The sequence below is a fragment of the Halomonas llamarensis genome (genome assembly GCF_023555005.1).
Lineage (GTDB): Bacteria > Pseudomonadota > Gammaproteobacteria > Pseudomonadales > Halomonadaceae > Vreelandella > Vreelandella llamarensis.
In genome coordinates this window covers 1-16,082 of record NZ_JAMJPJ010000016.1, presented here as the reverse complement: position 1 = coordinate 16,082, position 16,082 = coordinate 1, and the positions used below count along the sequence as shown (strand labels likewise).

Annotated in this window: 20 protein-coding genes; 2 read left to right on the top strand and 18 right to left on the bottom strand. The window is 61.2% G+C overall.

Translation table 11 applies throughout. The annotated features are described in order from the left end of the window. The 18 genes from M8006_RS10705 to M8006_RS10620 form a co-directional block, all read right to left on the bottom strand. A complete protein-coding gene (locus tag M8006_RS10705) occupies positions 1-2,253 on the bottom strand; it encodes a hypothetical protein (protein WP_250082020.1) in 2,253 nt (750 codons plus the stop codon). A 13-nt stretch (positions 2,254-2,266) separates the two neighbouring features. Next, the gene (locus M8006_RS10700) at positions 2,267-3,484 is read right to left on the bottom strand and encodes a phage tail protein I (protein WP_250082019.1); all 1,218 of its coding nucleotides are present in this window, start codon (positions 3,482-3,484) and stop codon (positions 2,267-2,269) included. After that, the gene (locus M8006_RS10695; RefSeq protein WP_250082017.1) at positions 3,477-4,430 is read right to left on the bottom strand and encodes a baseplate assembly protein; all 954 of its coding nucleotides are present in this window, start codon (positions 4,428-4,430) and stop codon (positions 3,477-3,479) included. The genes M8006_RS10700 and M8006_RS10695 overlap by 8 nt, the downstream gene beginning before the upstream one ends. Beyond that, positions 4,427-4,765, bottom strand: coding sequence for a GPW/gp25 family protein (locus M8006_RS10690; RefSeq protein WP_250082015.1), 339 nt, complete (start codon positions 4,763-4,765; stop codon positions 4,427-4,429). Before M8006_RS10690 ends, M8006_RS10695 begins: the two co-directional genes overlap by 4 nt. Before the next feature lie 12 nt (positions 4,766-4,777). Beyond that, the gene (locus tag M8006_RS10685) at positions 4,778-4,957 is read right to left on the bottom strand and encodes a hypothetical protein (RefSeq protein ID WP_250082013.1); all 180 of its coding nucleotides are present in this window, start codon (positions 4,955-4,957) and stop codon (positions 4,778-4,780) included. Between the two features lie 89 nt (positions 4,958-5,046). Continuing rightward, positions 5,047-5,526: a phage baseplate assembly protein V gene (locus M8006_RS10680; protein ID WP_250082009.1), complete on the bottom strand. Its 480-nt coding sequence runs from the start codon at positions 5,524-5,526 to the stop codon at positions 5,047-5,049. Between the two features lie 60 nt (positions 5,527-5,586). Then, positions 5,587-6,057, bottom strand: coding sequence for a phage virion morphogenesis protein (locus tag M8006_RS10675; RefSeq protein ID WP_250082007.1), 471 nt, complete (start codon positions 6,055-6,057; stop codon positions 5,587-5,589). Continuing rightward, entirely contained in the window at positions 6,042-6,527 is a 486-nt protein-coding gene (locus M8006_RS10670; RefSeq protein ID WP_250082005.1) for a phage tail protein, read from the bottom strand. Before M8006_RS10670 ends, M8006_RS10675 begins: the two co-directional genes overlap by 16 nt. After that, entirely contained in the window at positions 6,524-6,961 is a 438-nt protein-coding gene (locus M8006_RS10665) for a DUF1353 domain-containing protein (protein WP_250082003.1), read from the bottom strand. The genes M8006_RS10670 and M8006_RS10665 overlap by 4 nt, the downstream gene beginning before the upstream one ends. After that, positions 6,951-7,265 (bottom strand): hypothetical protein, encoded by a 315-nt coding sequence (locus M8006_RS10660; RefSeq protein WP_250082002.1) that lies wholly within the window; start codon positions 7,263-7,265, stop codon positions 6,951-6,953. Before M8006_RS10660 ends, M8006_RS10665 begins: the two co-directional genes overlap by 11 nt. Continuing rightward, a complete protein-coding gene (locus M8006_RS10655; protein ID WP_250081999.1) occupies positions 7,262-8,071 on the bottom strand; it encodes an N-acetylmuramidase domain-containing protein in 810 nt (269 codons plus the stop codon). The genes M8006_RS10660 and M8006_RS10655 overlap by 4 nt, the downstream gene beginning before the upstream one ends. Further along, positions 8,071-8,346 carry a phage holin family protein gene (locus tag M8006_RS10650; RefSeq protein WP_250081998.1) on the bottom strand — a complete coding sequence of 92 codons (276 nt, stop codon included), beginning with the start codon at positions 8,344-8,346 and terminating at the stop codon, positions 8,071-8,073. Before M8006_RS10650 ends, M8006_RS10655 begins: the two co-directional genes overlap by 1 nt. Further along, a complete protein-coding gene (locus M8006_RS10645) occupies positions 8,343-8,687 on the bottom strand; it encodes a putative holin (RefSeq protein ID WP_250081996.1) in 345 nt (114 codons plus the stop codon). The genes M8006_RS10650 and M8006_RS10645 overlap by 4 nt, the downstream gene beginning before the upstream one ends. Positions 8,688-8,708: 21 nt before the next feature. After that, entirely contained in the window at positions 8,709-8,918 is a 210-nt protein-coding gene (locus tag M8006_RS10640) for a tail protein X (RefSeq protein WP_250081994.1), read from the bottom strand. Next, positions 8,918-9,388, bottom strand: coding sequence for a head completion/stabilization protein (locus M8006_RS10635; RefSeq protein ID WP_250081992.1), 471 nt, complete (start codon positions 9,386-9,388; stop codon positions 8,918-8,920). The genes M8006_RS10640 and M8006_RS10635 overlap by 1 nt, the downstream gene beginning before the upstream one ends. 106 nt (positions 9,389-9,494) lie before the next feature. Continuing rightward, the gene (gpM, locus tag M8006_RS10630; protein ID WP_250081990.1) at positions 9,495-10,217 is read right to left on the bottom strand and encodes a phage terminase small subunit; all 723 of its coding nucleotides are present in this window, start codon (positions 10,215-10,217) and stop codon (positions 9,495-9,497) included. Between the two features lie 10 nt (positions 10,218-10,227). After that, the gene (locus M8006_RS10625; protein WP_250081988.1) at positions 10,228-11,244 is read right to left on the bottom strand and encodes a phage major capsid protein, P2 family; all 1,017 of its coding nucleotides are present in this window, start codon (positions 11,242-11,244) and stop codon (positions 10,228-10,230) included. Between the two features lie 12 nt (positions 11,245-11,256). Further along, on the bottom strand, positions 11,257-12,072 hold the full coding sequence (locus tag M8006_RS10620) for a GPO family capsid scaffolding protein (protein WP_250081986.1): 816 nt from the start codon (positions 12,070-12,072) through the stop codon (positions 11,257-11,259). Positions 12,073-12,216: 144 nt separating this feature from the next. Here M8006_RS10620 and M8006_RS10615 point away from each other — a divergent pair, with 144 nt between their 5' ends. Together M8006_RS10615 and M8006_RS10610 are read left to right on the top strand one after the other, a co-directional pair. After that, the gene (locus tag M8006_RS10615; protein ID WP_250081985.1) at positions 12,217-13,992 is read left to right on the top strand and encodes a terminase large subunit domain-containing protein; all 1,776 of its coding nucleotides are present in this window, start codon (positions 12,217-12,219) and stop codon (positions 13,990-13,992) included. Beyond that, a complete protein-coding gene (locus M8006_RS10610; protein WP_250081983.1) occupies positions 13,989-15,104 on the top strand; it encodes a phage portal protein in 1,116 nt (371 codons plus the stop codon). Before M8006_RS10615 ends, M8006_RS10610 begins: the two co-directional genes overlap by 4 nt. Positions 15,105-16,082: the final 978 nt, after the last annotated feature.

The window sequence follows — 16,082 nt, the reverse complement described above, 5'->3', positions numbered from 1 at the left end:
CTATAGGGCGATGTCGTAGCGTTCGGCGACGTGGTAGCCCTTAAACGGGTCATTTGTTTGGCCGTCGAGCCGGATGGTGTAGGCGTTGGCTGGGCTTGCGAGGTTGAAGCGCGATTCCAGCCAGTAGCTGCGGCGATCCACTACCTCGGTCACCTGGTTGTCGGCGTTGACGGTGGCGCCGTCTATGACCAGCGTGGCGTCGAGGGTGTGGGCATCGTCATCAAAGTCCTCGACCAGCGTGCGGATGATGATGGTGTCGCTGGGCGTGGTTAGGCTGCGTTCAGTGCTGTAGTGACGGAATTCTGTGCCGTGTTGGGCAAGCTTAACCTGGCTGTCGGTGAGCAATAACCCCGGCATGAGATCCGTGGTGCCGGTGAACACGACGCGCAGCGGGAGTAGTGCGGGGGATACGCCAAGCCGTTCGGCAGTGCCTGCCTCGACTGAGTACCACTCGCCCCCAATGCGGTACTGGAATGCGAGCTCAGTACCGGCGGGCCGGAATCCCTCGAACAGCATGTCGATGTCGTGGATGCCGCCGGCGAGCTCCAGGCTCTTGAGCTGAATTGCAGCGCGCGGGGAGCGGAACTTGGCGAAGTTGAGGCGCAGCATCAGGTCACGCTCTTCGGCTTCGTTGAAGTAGTCGCCGTCTTGGGCATACATCAATAGCCCCTGGGTGTATTCGGTGCCTTCGCCGAAGCCCACGCGGTGCGCGCCGCCGCTACTAATGACCAGGGCGTAACGCTTGCCCGCTTCGATGAAGACCGGGCGCGACCAGGGGATTTTCTGCCAGCCGCCTTCCAGGCCATTGGCCGTGAGCGTGGCGCGTGATAGCACCTTGCTGGTGTCGGGCTGGCCGTTTTTGACGGCGGTGAGCATGACGGTGACCGCACCGTCGTTGGCGACGCTTGTGAAGTAGATCTCGGCACTGGTGTGCCAGCCGGTTTGAGCACTCAGAAACGTTTGTGCGAGCACGCTGCCCTGAATGGTGTGCGAGGTCGTGACCTGGCTCCAATAGGCCTCTTCATATTCATCGACCCAAAACTCTTTGACGCGCACCCAGTGGGTCAGCCCGCCGGGGCCGTCACGCCTGCCACGGTCGTCTTCCACCTCAAACGTTTCGCCATCCTTGCTGAAGATGCCCGTGGCAATATCGTACTCACCGCTGCGCCAAAAGCTGCCGTTTGTACACACGGTGCGCGTGGCGCCGTAGCGAATGTGCTGACGCGTCATTGTGCGTTGCACGGTCTCGACCGTCTGGTATTGGTATTGGTTGATGGTGAGTTCGCCCGCGCGATTTTCCAAGCGCATGCGCGCGCGTTCATCGTAGCGCGGCAGCAGAAAGCCCTCGGCACTGAGCGAGGCCGCCCCGTCCAGCGGATTGTCGATATCCAGTTGGGTGGTGACGGTTGCGCCTTGGGCGAAGCGGACGCCTTCGTCCAGGTGGGCGTTGTAGTCGGCCTGAGTGGTGTCGGTCTCGCGGCCGTCCAGGTAATGGTCAGCGCCGTAGAAGACGTAGTCGTCGGGAATTTCCAGGCGCTCTTTGACCTTGGCCATGTCCATGCCCAGCTGAATGGCCTGCTCGATGGTTGCACGCTGATTGAGGCTGTCGGCGAGGCCTGCGATATCGCTTTGAATGTGAGCGATGCGGGGTTCTGCTGTGTCGATCCAGCCCTCGACGACGTCCACGCGGCCGGCGACGCGTTGCAGGTTGGGCAGCCGACGGTTTTCGGCGAGGACTATTTCCTGAATGCCGGAGCTGGTCAGTCGGACGTGGGCGATCAGGGTGTAGCCGGTGGGCGGCTCGGGCTTTTCGGGCGTGGGGGATTCCAGCCCTTGGGCGATGTGGACATCGGCGACGCGGGCGCGCTGCATGGCGACGGTTTGCGGCTCTACTTCGCGTGTTTGCAGATCAATCAGGAAGTCGCGGGGTTCCAGGTTGGTGTCGTTTTCCTGGCCGACGACGGAAACCGCGAGCCATTTTTCGTCTTGCAGCGGCAGCATCGAAAACACGCTTTTGATCTGCGCGTTATCAATAGCGTAGACGTGACCTTCGCTGCCGTCGTATAGCCGACCGGGGTCGATGGTGAGCTCGGTGGCACTGTTAGAGGATACGGCGAGGCCAGTGTAGTGGCGTTCGCTGGAAATGGCGTCACTAATGACGTGGGCGAGGGCGTCATCGCCCCAGCCTTGGGTGTTTTCCAGGTCGGCGGCTTGCAGTTCCTGGCGGTCGCGGTAGATGACTTGTTTTTCCATGGGGCTCTCCGGTTTAGCGTTCGATGATCTGCCCGGCGGTGTAGTCGCCGGCGGTAATGGTCTGGCGTGCCAGCAGGCTGCTGGTGTGGCGTGTATCGATCAGGATCTTGTCGGCTTCGGCGCGCATCCATTCCACGGCGTTGAGCGTGGGGGTGATGTGCGCGGTGGCGTTGCGTTGGCTGGGCGGCCCGGCACCGATGTAGCCGTTGATATGGGCACTACCGCTTTGGCGCGCGGGCATGCGGACGCGCGCTTCAACATGAAACGGCGGCATGCCCAGGCGGGTGACGCCGAGGTGGGCGGGGCTTGCCGTGGTGCGGCCTTTGACCTCGGGGTCGTGTAGGTAGCTGCGGCGGTAGTAGCGGGTTTCGCTATCGAGCCTGCAAAGGTGCAGGCCGCCGGTGGGCTGGCCGACCAGTTGGGCTTTTGGCCGTGCGGCGCGTTCGCTGAAGATCTCGACATCGGTGGAGAGCGGGGCCAGCGTGGGCGCGGCGGTTTTGATCAGCAGGGTGGCGGTGCCGTAGCGGTAGTGCTGTTGATCAATACGGTAGAGCCGGTGCGCGGCGGTGTACTTTGCGGTGTGACCGCCGAGCCATTGGCCCAGGTGTAGGCCTGGTGCGCGGTCGTGGCGGGCCATTTCCAGGGTGGCGTTGCCTTGGGCGGTGCCGTGCTGCCATTCGCGTGTTGTTAGCTCGGTTTCGGTGCCGTCCGGCTGCCAAACGGTGGTTCGGGCCGTGGCGCGGAACATGGCGTCACTGACCAACGGCGGCTCGCTGTTTGACCAGGTGCTGCCGAGCATGGGCGATTGCGCGGTTGCCCGCTGGCGGCGTGGGTAGATGCGCAGCTGCGGCATGGCGTTGAGCCATTCGCGCCGGGCGTCGTCGCTCCAACTGCCCAGAAAGGTGGTGGCCGGTGGGGTAATCAGCCTGGTGACCTTGGCATCGGTGAGCCGGGCACCGGCGCGCAGCCCGGCGGCGGTGCCGATGATGCCATGCAGGCGGTGGCTACGGCGGATGATGTCGCGGCGGGCGGCGTCGCCATCTGGCCAGACCGGTACGTTTTCCCCCCAGGCGAGCCAAGGGAGCAGATCCGACGGGATGCGTTCGGGGTCGTAGAGGGTGCGCAGTACCTCCGGCGAGATCTTCGCTTCTGGCGCGGTGACCTGTTCGACCCGCCGCGCTTGGCGCGTGGCGTTGGGTGGATGGATGCTTTGCACGGTGTGTTCAGTCATTGCGCACCTCGACATCGACGTTGATCGCCGTGGCGACGGCAAATTCACCGGGGCCGCGGTCTATGTCGGCCGTGGGGGCGTGCAGCTCGACGGTGCGGGCGCCTTCCACCATCAGCGCTGCTTTCAGCGGGGCGCGATAGACATCAATGCGGAAGGTGGCGAGTTCTCGTACCCGGGTGGCTAATTTTTTGTGAGCGGCGTCGCGGATGCGCTGGGGATCGGGGCCGAGCGGGACGATCACGGTGGCGTCGACCGTGTAGGTATTGATAGACGCGGGGGAGACGCGTACATCGACGCCGACCGGCTGCACGTCGTCCGCTGTTAGCCGCTTGAGAGCGGCGTCAAAGGCGGGCGTTCCTCGGCCGCCAATGATCGTGGCTTTGTTTTTATCGATGGGCTGAGGGTAGAGCGCCTGGCCGATCGTCAACGCGTCTTCGCTGGCATCTTCTTTGGTTAGCGTGTGGCGGGTGAGGACGGCTACCCGCACCACGCCGGGGGATTGCTGCCAGGCATCGACGGCAACGACATCGGGGTGGGCATCAAGCGCGACGCGGCGGTAACGCTGTGCCGGGCCTGCGGCGGCGACTTGGTAGAAGGCGAGCTGGCTGCGTTCGCGCAGGCGGTCGTCGTCTTCGCCGTCGAGGCGTTGGGTTTCATAACGGGCGGCAACACCGTCAAGATCGGCACCTCGATTGGCGGCCAGCATGCCCGCGGCGGCGGCGTCATTGATGCGTTGTCGCAGCACCATTTCACGGTAGGCGTTTTCCTGTAGGTACTTGGCCAGCGGTTCGGATTCCAGGGCGAGCAGCTCGGCGAGGCTTTCGCGGTCGTCTTCCGGGGTCAGTTCGAGCAGGCGCGCTTTACGCTCTTCGAGCAGATCTTCGTAGTCGAGTGGCTCGATGACATCCGGCAGGGGTAGCCGGGACAGGTCGATGGGCGTGGTCATGGGATGGCGACCTCCAGGCTTAGCGGCTCGCCCCATACGGTAATGGCGGAAATTTCAAGGCTTGCCTGACCTGCCTGGCCGCTGTTAACGCTGCGGCGGATAGCGGTCACGCGGATGCGCGGCTCCCAGCGGATCAGCGCCATGACGGTGGCTGCGTAGGCTTGCAGCAGCAGGGCATCGTTTAACGGCTGGTCGATAAGCTCAGGTAACAGGCTGCCGTATTCCCGGCGCATGACGCGCGTTCCCAGGGGCGTGGTGAGAATGTCTCGCACGCTTTGATGGATGTGCGCCATGCCTTCGATGGCGGTGCCGTTGTGGTCGTTCATGCCTGGCATGTGGCAGCTCTCCTATTCGCTTAACCGGTACCAGGGGCGGCCGGTGGTGGCGTGCCCACAGCTGGCTTTGTGCTCCCGGCGTGATACGGCAATGCCTGCGACGCGGTACCAGGCGCTGCCTTCCACCATTGGCGGCGGCGGTGAGTGCGGCGGGCTGCCGTGTGCGGCGACGAGGTCGCCGATCCTGACCACGGGCTCACCCTGGACGCGGAAGAACGACTGGCTTTGCTGGATCTGTACGCCGCCGGCGGTATCCAGCTGATTGACGGCGACGCCATAGCTCATGTGCGGACTGCCTCGAAGTCGGGGGTATAGAGGCGGGTTTTGTCGTCTTCCAGGGTTAGCCGCGTGCGGCCTATTTCGAGCTCGATTTTGCCGCCCGCTGGTACGCGCAAATGCCAGTGGCTTTCGGCGTGGTTGTGCTGTTGCTGGGTGCCGTCTGGGTAGATGCGCCGCTGCAGATCGGGGTCAGCCGACGGGGCAGGGTGTGCGGTTCGGTATAGCCCGGTAACGACGATGGCGGCGTGCATGTCGCCGCCGGGTGAAAAGACGATGACCTGTTCGTCGACCGTGGGCGGGTCCCAGTCTCGCGTTGTGCCTGCTCGGCCTTCCAGCCAGCGCAGCCAGCCGGTGGTGATGTCACCGGTTTTGACGCGCACGCGGGCGCGTTCGTGATCCACTTCGGCGATGGTACCGAGGCGGATTATGTTGTGGATCAGGCGCAGCATCTCGGCGGCGCTATGCAGGGGGCGTTGGCTCATGCGGCCATGCTTACCCGGGTGGGCGTGAGTCGAAAGCGGCGGGCGTTGTGGGGTGTGTTTCTACAACTCGGAACCTAGCCGATCAAGGATCATGTCGCGGATAACGGCGCGGTCATCGTCGCTATAGCCGATCAGTTCGCGCTCGGGATAGTCGTACCAAGGGCCGCTGCGATCGACCTTTTCGCGCAGGCCGCGCTGGTGTGCTCGAGCGATGCGGGCGACGCGACCTGAGAACCCAACCGTCGCGGCATCTCCCTGGCCACGACCCTTGAGAAACTTGGCCTGCCGGATCTTTGTGAACATCGCCTTCCGGCGGATGCTGCCGGATTGGGCGCGGGCCTGTGGCTTGCGGGGCTCGAAGGGGCTGCCGTCAGGATTTTTCTGCCGCTTGATACGGGCGGCTTGTCGCTTGCGCAGCTCGCGGGCGATATCGCGGGCGAGCTTTTTGCGCTCACCTGGTTGCAGGCGCTCGAGCAGCGGGGCGGCCCAGTCCTCCAGTGCGTCTAGGTCGCTACTCACTCTTCGCCCCATTCAGCGATCAGGTCGTAGTCCTCGCTTGCCGCAACGTCCCGAATGAACAGCTGCCAGTTGCTGGCGGCACAAGGATCGATCTCAAAGCTAGGCTGGCGGTGATCCACATGGATGGTGCCGGCATCGCAGTCGACCAGGGCAACGACGCGCTCAGTCAGCGTGACGTCAATGGCAAGATCCCAGGACTTGTTGGAGAGCAGCTCGGCCTGGAAGGTGATGGCCTCTTCAGGATTGATGTCAGGCTGGTAGCGCGAAAGCCACTGCAGTAGAGGGATGATGACCGCGTCGAGCTCGCCGCTGTGATCGGTAAGCACGATGCGGGCAGGCACCCGGTACTCATGGGAAAGATGCGCGCCGCGGTGGAACTCGATGCGGCCATCTTCAATGAAGGTGAGTAGACGGTCAGGGTTGCGCTTGAGACCGGGGATCCGTTCGACAAGGTAGGCGCGCAGGGAGTGTAGTATTTTCATTCAGTAGCCTTCCAGAACGAGTCGGCGCCGGGGTGTTGACTGTAGTGCCACCCACCTTTGCCGAAGTGGTGCGTTGATCGGTAAAAGGCCCACTGGTCTAACGCGGTTCCCCCATCGTTAGCGACACAGGCGGCCAGGGCGCGATCCGCAAAGGCTTTTGGCAACCATCGCCATTCGTGGCTGTAGATGCGGTCGTGAATCCATGCACCGTGGCGGGCGGGGCCATAGGTGGGCGGGTAGAGCCACCAGAGTGGCCGAGGGATGCTGGCCCAATCGGAGACATAGCCCTCGGGGATCACAAGCCGGATACCATCAAGGATAACGACGAAGTCGGCCACCAACTGGCTTTTTGCTGATGACTGACATAGCCATGGGGCATGGGTGTCGTCTGGTACCGGCGTTGTGATCAGTGGGGTCTGGTAGTTAATCCGCATCGCTTTTGCCTTGAGCGTTTTGTTGATCTTGCTTGGCGGCTTCGATTTCGGCATCGGTGGGCTGCGGCATTAGGGCGATTAGCGAAGTGCAGGCGCCACTTGGGGGTAGGCCTATGCCCTGGCTTCTTAACACTGCCCGTATTACCGCGCGGCGGCGCGGGTCAGCGTTTGCACAGTACTTGGCTTGCAGGCCTAGCAAGCTGCCGGTCATTTGGCCGAATTCGTATTCGCTGTCCAGCGGCGTGTTGACGGCTGCGCACCCGCTGATCAGGGCGATGGCTGATAATGTGGTGATGATTTTCATGCGGCTACCTCCAGGGCTTGGCTGTGGCGACGGTGAGCGGCGGCCAGCTTGGTGTCGTAGTCGTTTTTCTCGAAGGCTGGGCCGTTGTAGCGGCGGGCGAAGTCGCGCCAGTCGTGGCGGCGTAGCGCGTTGTGAATTGCTCGGTCGGCTTCGATGAAGCGAACGAAGGCTTCGAGCTGATGGCCCTCGCTTGCGCGCATGGCCTCAAGCCAGGCATGGGCGCTGGCGTACCCTAGCCGCGACCAGTGAAAGCCCATGATCTGAAACGCGCCCCAGGAGGCTGACTCGATGGCCGCTTCGTTGTGCAGGTCGCGGGCCTTGTCGAGTCGGTTGTGCTCGCGATGGCCGCCGATATAGCCGCCAGGTGCGGTGTTAACCAGACGCGGGTGGCTACGCTCGTAGGCAACGGGGCTGACGCCGTGGTGCTCTAGGCGGCGGCGCATGATGTGGCGCTCGTAGAGAATCACGGGCTCGTTATTGCGGGGGCCGCCGAAGTGAAAGCCTACGCCACGGCTCTCGACTTCGTTGACGGCCATAACGGCTGCCAGATCCACTTCGAGCGTGTCGGCGGCGCCGACCAGGTCAATCTGGCGCAGGGCTTTGGGATCGTCGCCCTGGATGAGCGCTCGGCGCGTCTTGCGGCCGGCGATACCGTCGACCACCAGGTTGTGGGCTCGCTGGAAGTGGCGCACGGCGGTTTCTGTGTCAGGCCCATAGAGCCCATCTGTCTCTAGGCCGTAGCCGTGACGGTTGAGATTCTGCTGCAGGGCTTCGACCTGGTAGCCGCGGTCTCCGATGATGAGCATTAGAGCCTCCGAAGTTGGATGACGTGAGCAACGTTGCCGCGCGCGCGAAACACGAGCACGGCAAGAACTGACATGACGATCGCGATACCCCAACCAGGGGGGCAGGCGGTGCCGGTTAGAATGCGGATAGAAACGGTGCCGGTACCGGCGATGAGTAGCCACGCCAGGCAGGCATAGCCCACGCGGTGGCGGGCCTCGCCGCGGCGAAACGTTAGCAGCCGGATGCAGATCAGTGAGGCGGCCAACAGGGTGATCATCGATTCGGCGGGTATCACTTCTTTCCTCCTAGCCAGGCTTTGAGATCCATTGTCTTGACGCCTTCAATGGCTCGAAGCCCGGCAGTGACGCTGACGGCGGCGGCGATAAACGCCGAGACGGCGGAGTGCTCAAGCATGTCGCCTAGTGTGGCGGGGCCGCCGAGGTAGCCGATCAGGAATGAAATAGCGAGATAAGCGAGGCGCTCGAGTAGGCCCAGTTCTTTTGCGCTGATAACGAACAGCGCGGCGCCGCAAAATGCGCCGACAACCGCATTTGCGTCGATGCCCGGCAGCATTCCAATAAAAAAGGCTGCAAGCGAGGCGGTGCCGGCGGCAGCGGCGGTGCTGGGTTCTGCCATAAATTCCTCTTCGTTTTTTCGTCAGCTCCATAGCTGGACGGTGTCGACCACGACGGGGGTTGTCTGCTCTTCGGGCAGCTTGACCAGGGTGCCGTGAGGTAGGACCGGGCCGAGATCGGCTAGCCCTGGGTTCATTTTTAGCGCGCGCTCAGTGACGCCGGCGGTTGTGCCAAGCACTCGATGGCAAAGCTGGTCGAGGGTTTCGCCCTGGTGAGTGCGAACGGTTGGCACTAGATCAGCTCCACAACAGCGTGGCTTTCGTCGAGGATCTCGCTGACGGCCCAGCGGGCGTCGCGGCGGTAGTCATCAGCCGCTAGGTCCTTGGCTTCGCCACGTTCATCCCCTTCACCGGTTGCGCTGTAGTCGCGGTAGCGCTCGAGCAAGCTGGCCAGGGCAGTGGCATAGACGGCGCGGCGATAGAGCAGCTTGTGATGCCCTTCGCATTGCCACCCTGCGCGCGGTATCTCGGCAGCGGTAGCAACACCATTGGCCTGCTGTTCTTCCTGGAAGGGGGCGAGCTGTCGGTTGATATCGGCCATGGCCACGCGCAGGGCCTGTTCGAAGCGTGCCTCGGTGGCCGTGCTGTCGATTCGCTCGGCGTCGCGAAAGTCGGCGGCGTCAAGGTCTGGCCAGAATCCATTGTTGGCGATAGCGTCGGGTGGCGTAGCGGTCTCGCCGGTTCCGTAGGAGATCAACGACATGGCGGTGGCTCGTTGTTAGGAAGGGGGTGGGCTGGGTGTCGAGCAAGACCGGGGTCAGCTCTTACCCGGCGCCCCCTTGGCGTCGGCGTGCGACTCGGTGGGGCGATCAGGCGTTAGCCTGGTCACCTTCGTTCTGCTGTTGCTTGAGCTCGCGCTCTAGCTTTTCGATGTCCTTCTTAACGCCGACCCGGTCATTCAGCTGCAGGGCGCGGCGAAGGCATTCAAGGGCTTCGCTCAGGTTGCGTGATCCACGGTGGGCATAGCCCAGGGCCTTGTGCAGCTTGGCGCGGATCTGGTCGTGCATATCGGCGTCGCGGGTCAGCGCTTCGGCGCGACTCAGGTGCATAACCAGATCAGCGGCTTCGGCGGCAGCGCGGGCCTCGCCTTCGGCGTCATCTGTATGCGGTGCCTCAAGGCGGGCCAATGCTTCCTCGGCGACTTGTTCGGCGACGATCGAAGCGGTGTCCCGCTCGAAGCGGTCGGGGGTGTCGAGAGCGTGGTGTAGGGCGTACTCAGCCACTTCGAGGCCGCCTTCGAGCTCACCGACATCAAGACGCCAGAGCATGATGGTCATCAGGACGTCATCTTGGGCGCCTTTGCCGCCCTCGATCACGCCAGCCACGTAGGCCTCAAACTCGGGCAGCATCTCGCGCTTCTTGGCCACCTTGGCCTCGACTGACTTGATGCCCTTTAGGGTGCGGCGGGCCTCCCACAGCGCAGCGGCCATGAGTTCGTACTGCTCGCCACCCTGGGCGGCGCGGGGGTTGGCGACCCCCGCCGCTTGGGCAGCAAAGGTGCGCTGGAAGTGCTTACGGGCAGGGCTAATCATTGGCTACTCCTTAAACGGACCAGTCACCGAAGACGATGTTTTCGACCAAGCAGCCAAATCCGTAGTCCTCAATCACGTAGGCGTCATTGCTGGATTCGTAGTTCTCGATACGGTTGCGCTTGGGGTTGTCCTCTAGGTAGCGGCGGCGGCTGCCGTTCTGCCAATACAGTGAGAGGTTTTCCGGCGGGGTGATCAGCAGCGTGCCGTCCGGCATGAACGGGACGCGCGCGGCCTGTTGGCCACCCATGCGCTTTTGGCTGAGGATCATGTCCAGGGCGCGTTGCTCGGTGGGCGCCTGCTCTTGGTTGATCAGCGGGAAATACTTGTCGGCAAGGATCTTGCGGCCGCAAATGGCGCGAATATCCGTGCTTTCCCGGAACCAGGGGTCGAGCATTTCGTTGACCACGTCATAGACCAGGGCATCCAGGTTTTCATAGTCACCACTCGGGCCAACACGTACTTCGCCCGCGTTGGCGCCTTCGCTGAGAACGCGCGCCGGGGCGTGGGTGCGATATTGCTGCAGCCAGCCGATGTTGACGTCTTGCAGCAGCGGGTTGGCCACGCGATCCGTTTCGGCGGCCGCCGTGGTGCCGTTGAGCCCAACCATGATGCGGTCCAGCGCTTGTTGGCGAACGATGGCGTTGCGCACACGGGTCTGAAAATCCGGGAACTTGGCCCAGGCGTCTAGCTTGGCCCAGGTGATGTGGGTGTCGAACTCGGTGGCGACACATTCGTAATCATGAGATTCGAGGGAGGACACATCACTGGTGGTGCGGTCTTTCTGAGTGGTGTCGGTACGGCTGGCAATCGGGCCGGTGACACCCAGGCCGAGCTTTTGCCCCTTGAGCTCATCGACGCCAATGATGTTGACGGAGCTCAGGAATTCACTGGATTCCTGAATCTTGGATTCCAACGTCTGTTGCACCGACGGCTCGATGGCGAATTGCTCTTTGGCGCTAGGCACGCCGGACAGTTGAGCGATTCGGTCGAGCAGTCGGTTGTAGGCGATACGGGTATCTTTACGCATTAGCGGCGATCCTTAGCAGTCTGTCAGTTGGGCATCAGCACCGCCGATGGCGGGAGCGCGGGGCGGGGTAGTCGGTTCGTTGTCGAGCTTGGTATAGAGCTCATCCAGCTTGGTTTTGGTTGCGGCATGGGCGTCTTGGAGCTCTTTAAAAGCCGTGCTGCTAGGCAGTTTTTTGAGCTCGGCGTCCAGCGCCTGGTACTTCTGCACGAACAGTTCGAGGGTCTGCTCGAGCTCGGCGCGAAAGTCGGCAAAACCCTTGTCGGTCTTGGCGTCGTGCTTCTTGAACAGCGCTTTCACGCGCTCGGTTAGGGTTGGGCCTTGCTCTTCGGGTGGCTCCGTAGAGAAGTCCAGCTCAGTTTCCACGGCTGCCGTGAACACGTTGTGCGCCGACTGCTTGCGGGCGGCCAGCGGAGAGGCGGTGCCTTGAGAAGCGCTGAATTGAAGCATGTCGGTACCGAGGCTTGCGGGTGAGTCGGTGACCGCTAGGCCAACCAGGTAGGCCTCGCCGGTATCCGCGAATTCAGGATCTACTTCAATGCTGGTGTAGATCTTCTGACGCTCGCTGTTGATCTGTTTGAGCCGGTCGGTGGGGTCGATCTCGGCATAGAGAGCCATCTTGCCATCTTCGCCTTCGCGCGCCTCAAGGGCTGTCACGTCGCCAAGTGCGGGGAAGGGGCCGTCGGCGAACATGCCGCGCATGTGCTCCATCCAAATCCGAGCACCGTAGGTGGCGGGGTTAAAATTCTTGGCCATCTGCTCGATCCACTTGCGTGTGATCGTGCGGCCGTCAGTTGTCGCGCCTTCAGTCGCGATGCGGAACATTGCCATGGCTGCCTCGTGGGTGGTGGGGTTCAGGCGTTGTGGTCAGGTTCCGCGCGCAGGGCGTCTAGCTCAACGCTGTGGCGTTGTAGGCGTCTTATCCACAACGCGCTATGCCGTGGGCTGCGAAGCGAGCGCGGTTAGGCTGGCGGCATGACAACGATGCCTGCCGACACAACAGACTCTTCGCGCGTACACGCCCGCCACCTTTACTGGCAGGGGTGGCGAGTGGCGCGTATTGCTGAGCATTTAGACGAGAAGGCGGCCACCGTACACAGCTGGAAACAGCGTGACGGCTGGGACGATGCATTGCCGAGCCAGCGCGTTGAGGGGGCGCTCGAGGCGCGCCTGGTGCAGCTGATCAGCAAGGAGGCAAAGGAAGGCAGGGACTTTAAGGAGATCGACCTGCTGGGCAGGCAGATCGAGCGCCTGGCTCGGGTGCATAAATACCAGCAGACCGGCCGCGAGGCGGATCTCAACCCCAATATCAATGCGCGCAACGAAGCCCCGCGCCGCAAGCAGCGGCGTAATGCGCTGGATGAAGAGCAAGTAGAGCAGCTCGAGGCCGCGTTCTTTGACTCGCTGTTTGATTATCAGTTGACGTGGTATGAGGCCGGTCAGAAGCACCGAATTCGCAACATTCTGAAGAGCCGGCAGATCGGCGCGACTTTCTACTTCGCTCGGGAAGCGATACTCGACGCCTTTAAGTCGGGCAAGAACAAAATATTCCTAAGTGCTTCAAAGGCTCAGGCTCACATATTTCGAAGTTATATCGTCCAGTTTGTAAAACAGACGTGTGGCGTTGAGCTAAAGGGCGACCCGATTATTCTTGATAATGGCGCCGAACTTCACTTCCTGGGTACTAACGCGAAAACCGCACAGGGGTATCACGGTGATGTTTTTTTGGATGAGTACTTCTGGATTCTAGGCTTTGAGCAGTTTCGTAAAGTGGCATCGGCGATGGCCACGCATAAGCAGTTTAGCCAGACCTATTGTTCCACCCCATCTTCAATCGCTCATGCGGCCTACCCATTCTGGACGGGTGAGCGCCTTAACAAGCGGCGCAAAAAATCCGATCGAGTGGAGATAGACACCAGTCATAAAGCACTTAGAAACGGTGCTTTATGCGGTGATCGCCAGTGGAAGCAAATCGTCACCATCCACGATGCCGAGCAGGGCGGCTGCGACCTCTTCGAGATCGATGACCTGCGATTCGAGTATAGCGATGACGAGTTCGCCAACTTGTTCGAGTGCCAGTTCGTCGACGATTCGCAAAGCGCTTTCCCGCTATCGGCTATTCAGCCCTGCATGGTCGATAGCTGGGAAGTGTGGAACGACTACCGGCCATTCGCGCCGCGCCCGGTCGGCGATCGCGGCGTGTGGATCGGCTATGACCCAACGGGTACCGGTGAAGATGGCGACGGCGCTGGCTTGGTAGTGGTGTTGCCCTCGCGCACTGCCGATGAGCCTCACCGGTTGCTGGAGCGCCACAGAGTGAAAGGCCAGGACTATGAGGCGCAGGCCGCTTTCATCCGTAGCTTCGAAGCCAAGTACCAGATCGAGCATATCGGCATCGACGTCAGCGGGCTTGGAGAGGCCGTGGCCGAGCATGTCGAGAAGTGGTTCCCCACCTTAGTGCGCTACCAGTACAGCGTCGACGTCAAGAGCCGCATGGTAATGCAGGCACAGCAGATAATGCGCAAGGGACGACTCGAGTTTGACGCCGGCTGGGCGGATCTTGCCCAGTCCTTCATGGCCATCAAACGTGAACTGACCGCTTCGGGCCGCCAGTTCACCTACACCAGCGGGCGCAACCAGGCGACAGGCCATGCCGACCTGGCTTGGGCCACGATGCACGCGCTTCACCACGAACCAATCGACGGCCCGGCGGAAGAGGCCGGGCGTTCCATGATGGAGATATTTGAATGAGCGAGACTACCGCCAAGCCCCGAATCCGCGTGCCGGCCTACCGCGTCGATGAGTCCAGCGCCCCGTCAAGCGAATCGGGCAACCTGTCAACCGGATCGGCCGCGGCGTCAGGCGCTCGACCCGAGGCGTTCAGCTTCGGGGATCCAGAGCCAGTTACCAGCATGCGGGACTTTTTCCACGAGGGGTTATGGCTTTCAGCAGATGAGTGGTACGAGCCGCCGATCCCGCTGGATGTGTTGGCCAAGAGCTATCGGGCGACGGCGCATCACGGGTCGGCGCTCCAGGTGAAGAGGAATATTCTGTTACGCACGTTCAAGCCGCACCCCTTGCTTGGCCGCCAAGCGTTTAGTGGCCTAGCCCTGGACTACCTGGTGTTTGGTAACGGTTATCTCGAAGAGGTGTTCGGGAGGCTAGGCAAGAGGTTGCCTTTTCGCCATTTGCGAGCGCGCTATATGCGGCGGGGTGGATTGAGTGGTGATCGATACTGGTGGGCACCTAACTTCGTTGATCGGGTAGAGCTGCCGGCGGGGCGGGTAATCCACTTGCTGGAGCCCGATGTTGACCAGGGGATCTATGGCGTACCGGACTATCTCGGCAGCCTGCAGTCTGCATGGCTCAATGAGAGCGCCACCCTGTTCCGGAGGCGCTACTACCTCAACGGCAGTCATGCTGGGTTCATCATGTACGTCAACGATGCCGCCCATAACAAGCAGGATATAGACGCGATGCGCCAGGCGCTTAAGGATTCGAAGGGCCCCGGTAATTTCCGGAACCTTTTCCTGTACTCCCCAGGGGGTAAGAAGGATGGGGTTCAGGTGATCCCGGTCAGCGAGGTCGCGGCGAAAGACGAGTTCTGGAACGTGAAGAACATCACCCGGGATGATCAGCTTGCCGGCCACCGCATACCCCCGCAGCTGATGGGCATCATCCCCCAGAATACCTGCGGTTTCGGCGACGTTGAGAAAGCGGCCAAGGTATTCGTGGCCAACGAGTTAGAGCCGTTGCAGGCAACAATGATGGAGATCAACGAGCGGGTCGGTGAAGAGATCGTGAGCTTTCGCCCTTACTCTCTTGAAGGCGGTGGCGGGCCAGGACTAGATCCATCGCGATAATCGCTTCGCTACTCAGTCACAGCACAGCAGCCGCCTTCAAGGCGGCTTTTTTGTGCCCGCTAAACAGGCTCAGCTTGAGGCAAGCGTGCCACCTCCCGGCCCCGGCGCCGACCCCCAGCGCGCGATCGACACCCCGCCCCGCCTGCGCTCTAAATATTTTATTTTTTATGCACCTTTGCACTAGGGCCCAAGCCCGCGACGTTACTGGGCTCGGGCAGGGTTTTGGGTGAGCTTTCTTTTATGCGCATATCGGCGGTTTTATGCAAAAGAATCCACGATCCCAGGAGGCGTCTTGGCAGTCGGCCTGTTTGAGAAGTAGAGGGGTCCTCGGAAAAAGGTAACATCGGTCACGGCAGGGAAAAGCAAATATAAGGTGCTGTTTTATATAGGTTTACTTGTTACCTCTAAAAGGTCGCAATAGGTAACGCAAAAGGTAACGGAATTATAAGGTGATGATTTATATATATTTTTATAATTACTTCTGTAACCCTATTAAAAGGTAACGCATTACCTTTTTGTCACCTTATTGTTACCTTTTGAACACCTGTTTTATTTATATAAATATCAGTAGGTTAACTTCTATTTTTAGAAAGCGTTACCTTTGTTACCTTTTTCCGAGCCACCCACGGATTCTAGGAATCCTGCGGCATTAACGTGCGCACACACGCGCCGCGCGTAATCCTCACGATAGTCGGGACTAGCCAGGGACTCGAAAACAATAAAGAAGTTGGCACCAAGCATTAAGAATCAGTATGTTATGTATATTAGGCAGGGAGTGAAGGGGTTCGAATCCCTCCCCCTCCGCCAGAGATTTTAAAAGGCGAATCAAGCACTTAGCTTGGTTCGCCTTTTTCGTGTGCGCCAGGCATGGCGCGCAGCGCCTTGACCGGCGCTGTTCCTGGGGGTGGTGCCTCAGGATGACTTGGGGGTGAAAGTCCCCTGCACGCCCGGCAAGGGGAAGTGCTAGCTGACGGCAAG

Excerpts from the sequence above, each read along its gene's own strand:
- M8006_RS10705 (WP_250082020.1), bottom strand. The coding sequence starts at position 2,253 with ATGGAAAAACAAGTCATCTACCGCGACCGCCAGGAACTGCAAGCCGCC.
- M8006_RS10700 (WP_250082019.1), bottom strand. The coding sequence starts at position 3,484 with ATGACTGAACACACCGTGCAAAGCATCCATCCACCCAACGCCACGCGC.
- M8006_RS10695 (WP_250082017.1), bottom strand. The coding sequence starts at position 4,430 with ATGACCACGCCCATCGACCTGTCCCGGCTACCCCTGCCGGATGTCATC.
- M8006_RS10690 (WP_250082015.1), bottom strand. The coding sequence starts at position 4,765 with ATGCCAGGCATGAACGACCACAACGGCACCGCCATCGAAGGCATGGCG.
- M8006_RS10680 (WP_250082009.1), bottom strand. The coding sequence starts at position 5,526 with ATGAGCCAACGCCCCCTGCATAGCGCCGCCGAGATGCTGCGCCTGATC.
- M8006_RS10675 (WP_250082007.1), bottom strand. The coding sequence starts at position 6,057 with ATGGGGCGAAGAGTGAGTAGCGACCTAGACGCACTGGAGGACTGGGCC.
- M8006_RS10670 (WP_250082005.1), bottom strand. The coding sequence starts at position 6,527 with ATGAAAATACTACACTCCCTGCGCGCCTACCTTGTCGAACGGATCCCC.
- M8006_RS10665 (WP_250082003.1), bottom strand. The coding sequence starts at position 6,961 with ATGCGGATTAACTACCAGACCCCACTGATCACAACGCCGGTACCAGAC.
- M8006_RS10660 (WP_250082002.1), bottom strand. The coding sequence starts at position 7,265 with ATGAAAATCATCACCACATTATCAGCCATCGCCCTGATCAGCGGGTGC.
- M8006_RS10655 (WP_250081999.1), bottom strand. The coding sequence starts at position 8,071 with ATGCTCATCATCGGAGACCGCGGCTACCAGGTCGAAGCCCTGCAGCAG.
- M8006_RS10645 (WP_250081996.1), bottom strand. The coding sequence starts at position 8,687 with ATGGCAGAACCCAGCACCGCCGCTGCCGCCGGCACCGCCTCGCTTGCA.
- M8006_RS10635 (WP_250081992.1), bottom strand. The coding sequence starts at position 9,388 with ATGTCGTTGATCTCCTACGGAACCGGCGAGACCGCTACGCCACCCGAC.
- gpM (WP_250081990.1), bottom strand. The coding sequence starts at position 10,217 with ATGATTAGCCCTGCCCGTAAGCACTTCCAGCGCACCTTTGCTGCCCAA.
- M8006_RS10625 (WP_250081988.1), bottom strand. The coding sequence starts at position 11,244 with ATGCGTAAAGATACCCGTATCGCCTACAACCGACTGCTCGACCGAATC.
- M8006_RS10620 (WP_250081986.1), bottom strand. The coding sequence starts at position 12,072 with ATGGCAATGTTCCGCATCGCGACTGAAGGCGCGACAACTGACGGCCGC.
- M8006_RS10615 (WP_250081985.1), top strand. The coding sequence starts at position 12,217 with ATGACAACGATGCCTGCCGACACAACAGACTCTTCGCGCGTACACGCC.
- M8006_RS10610 (WP_250081983.1), top strand. The coding sequence starts at position 13,989 with ATGAGCGAGACTACCGCCAAGCCCCGAATCCGCGTGCCGGCCTACCGC.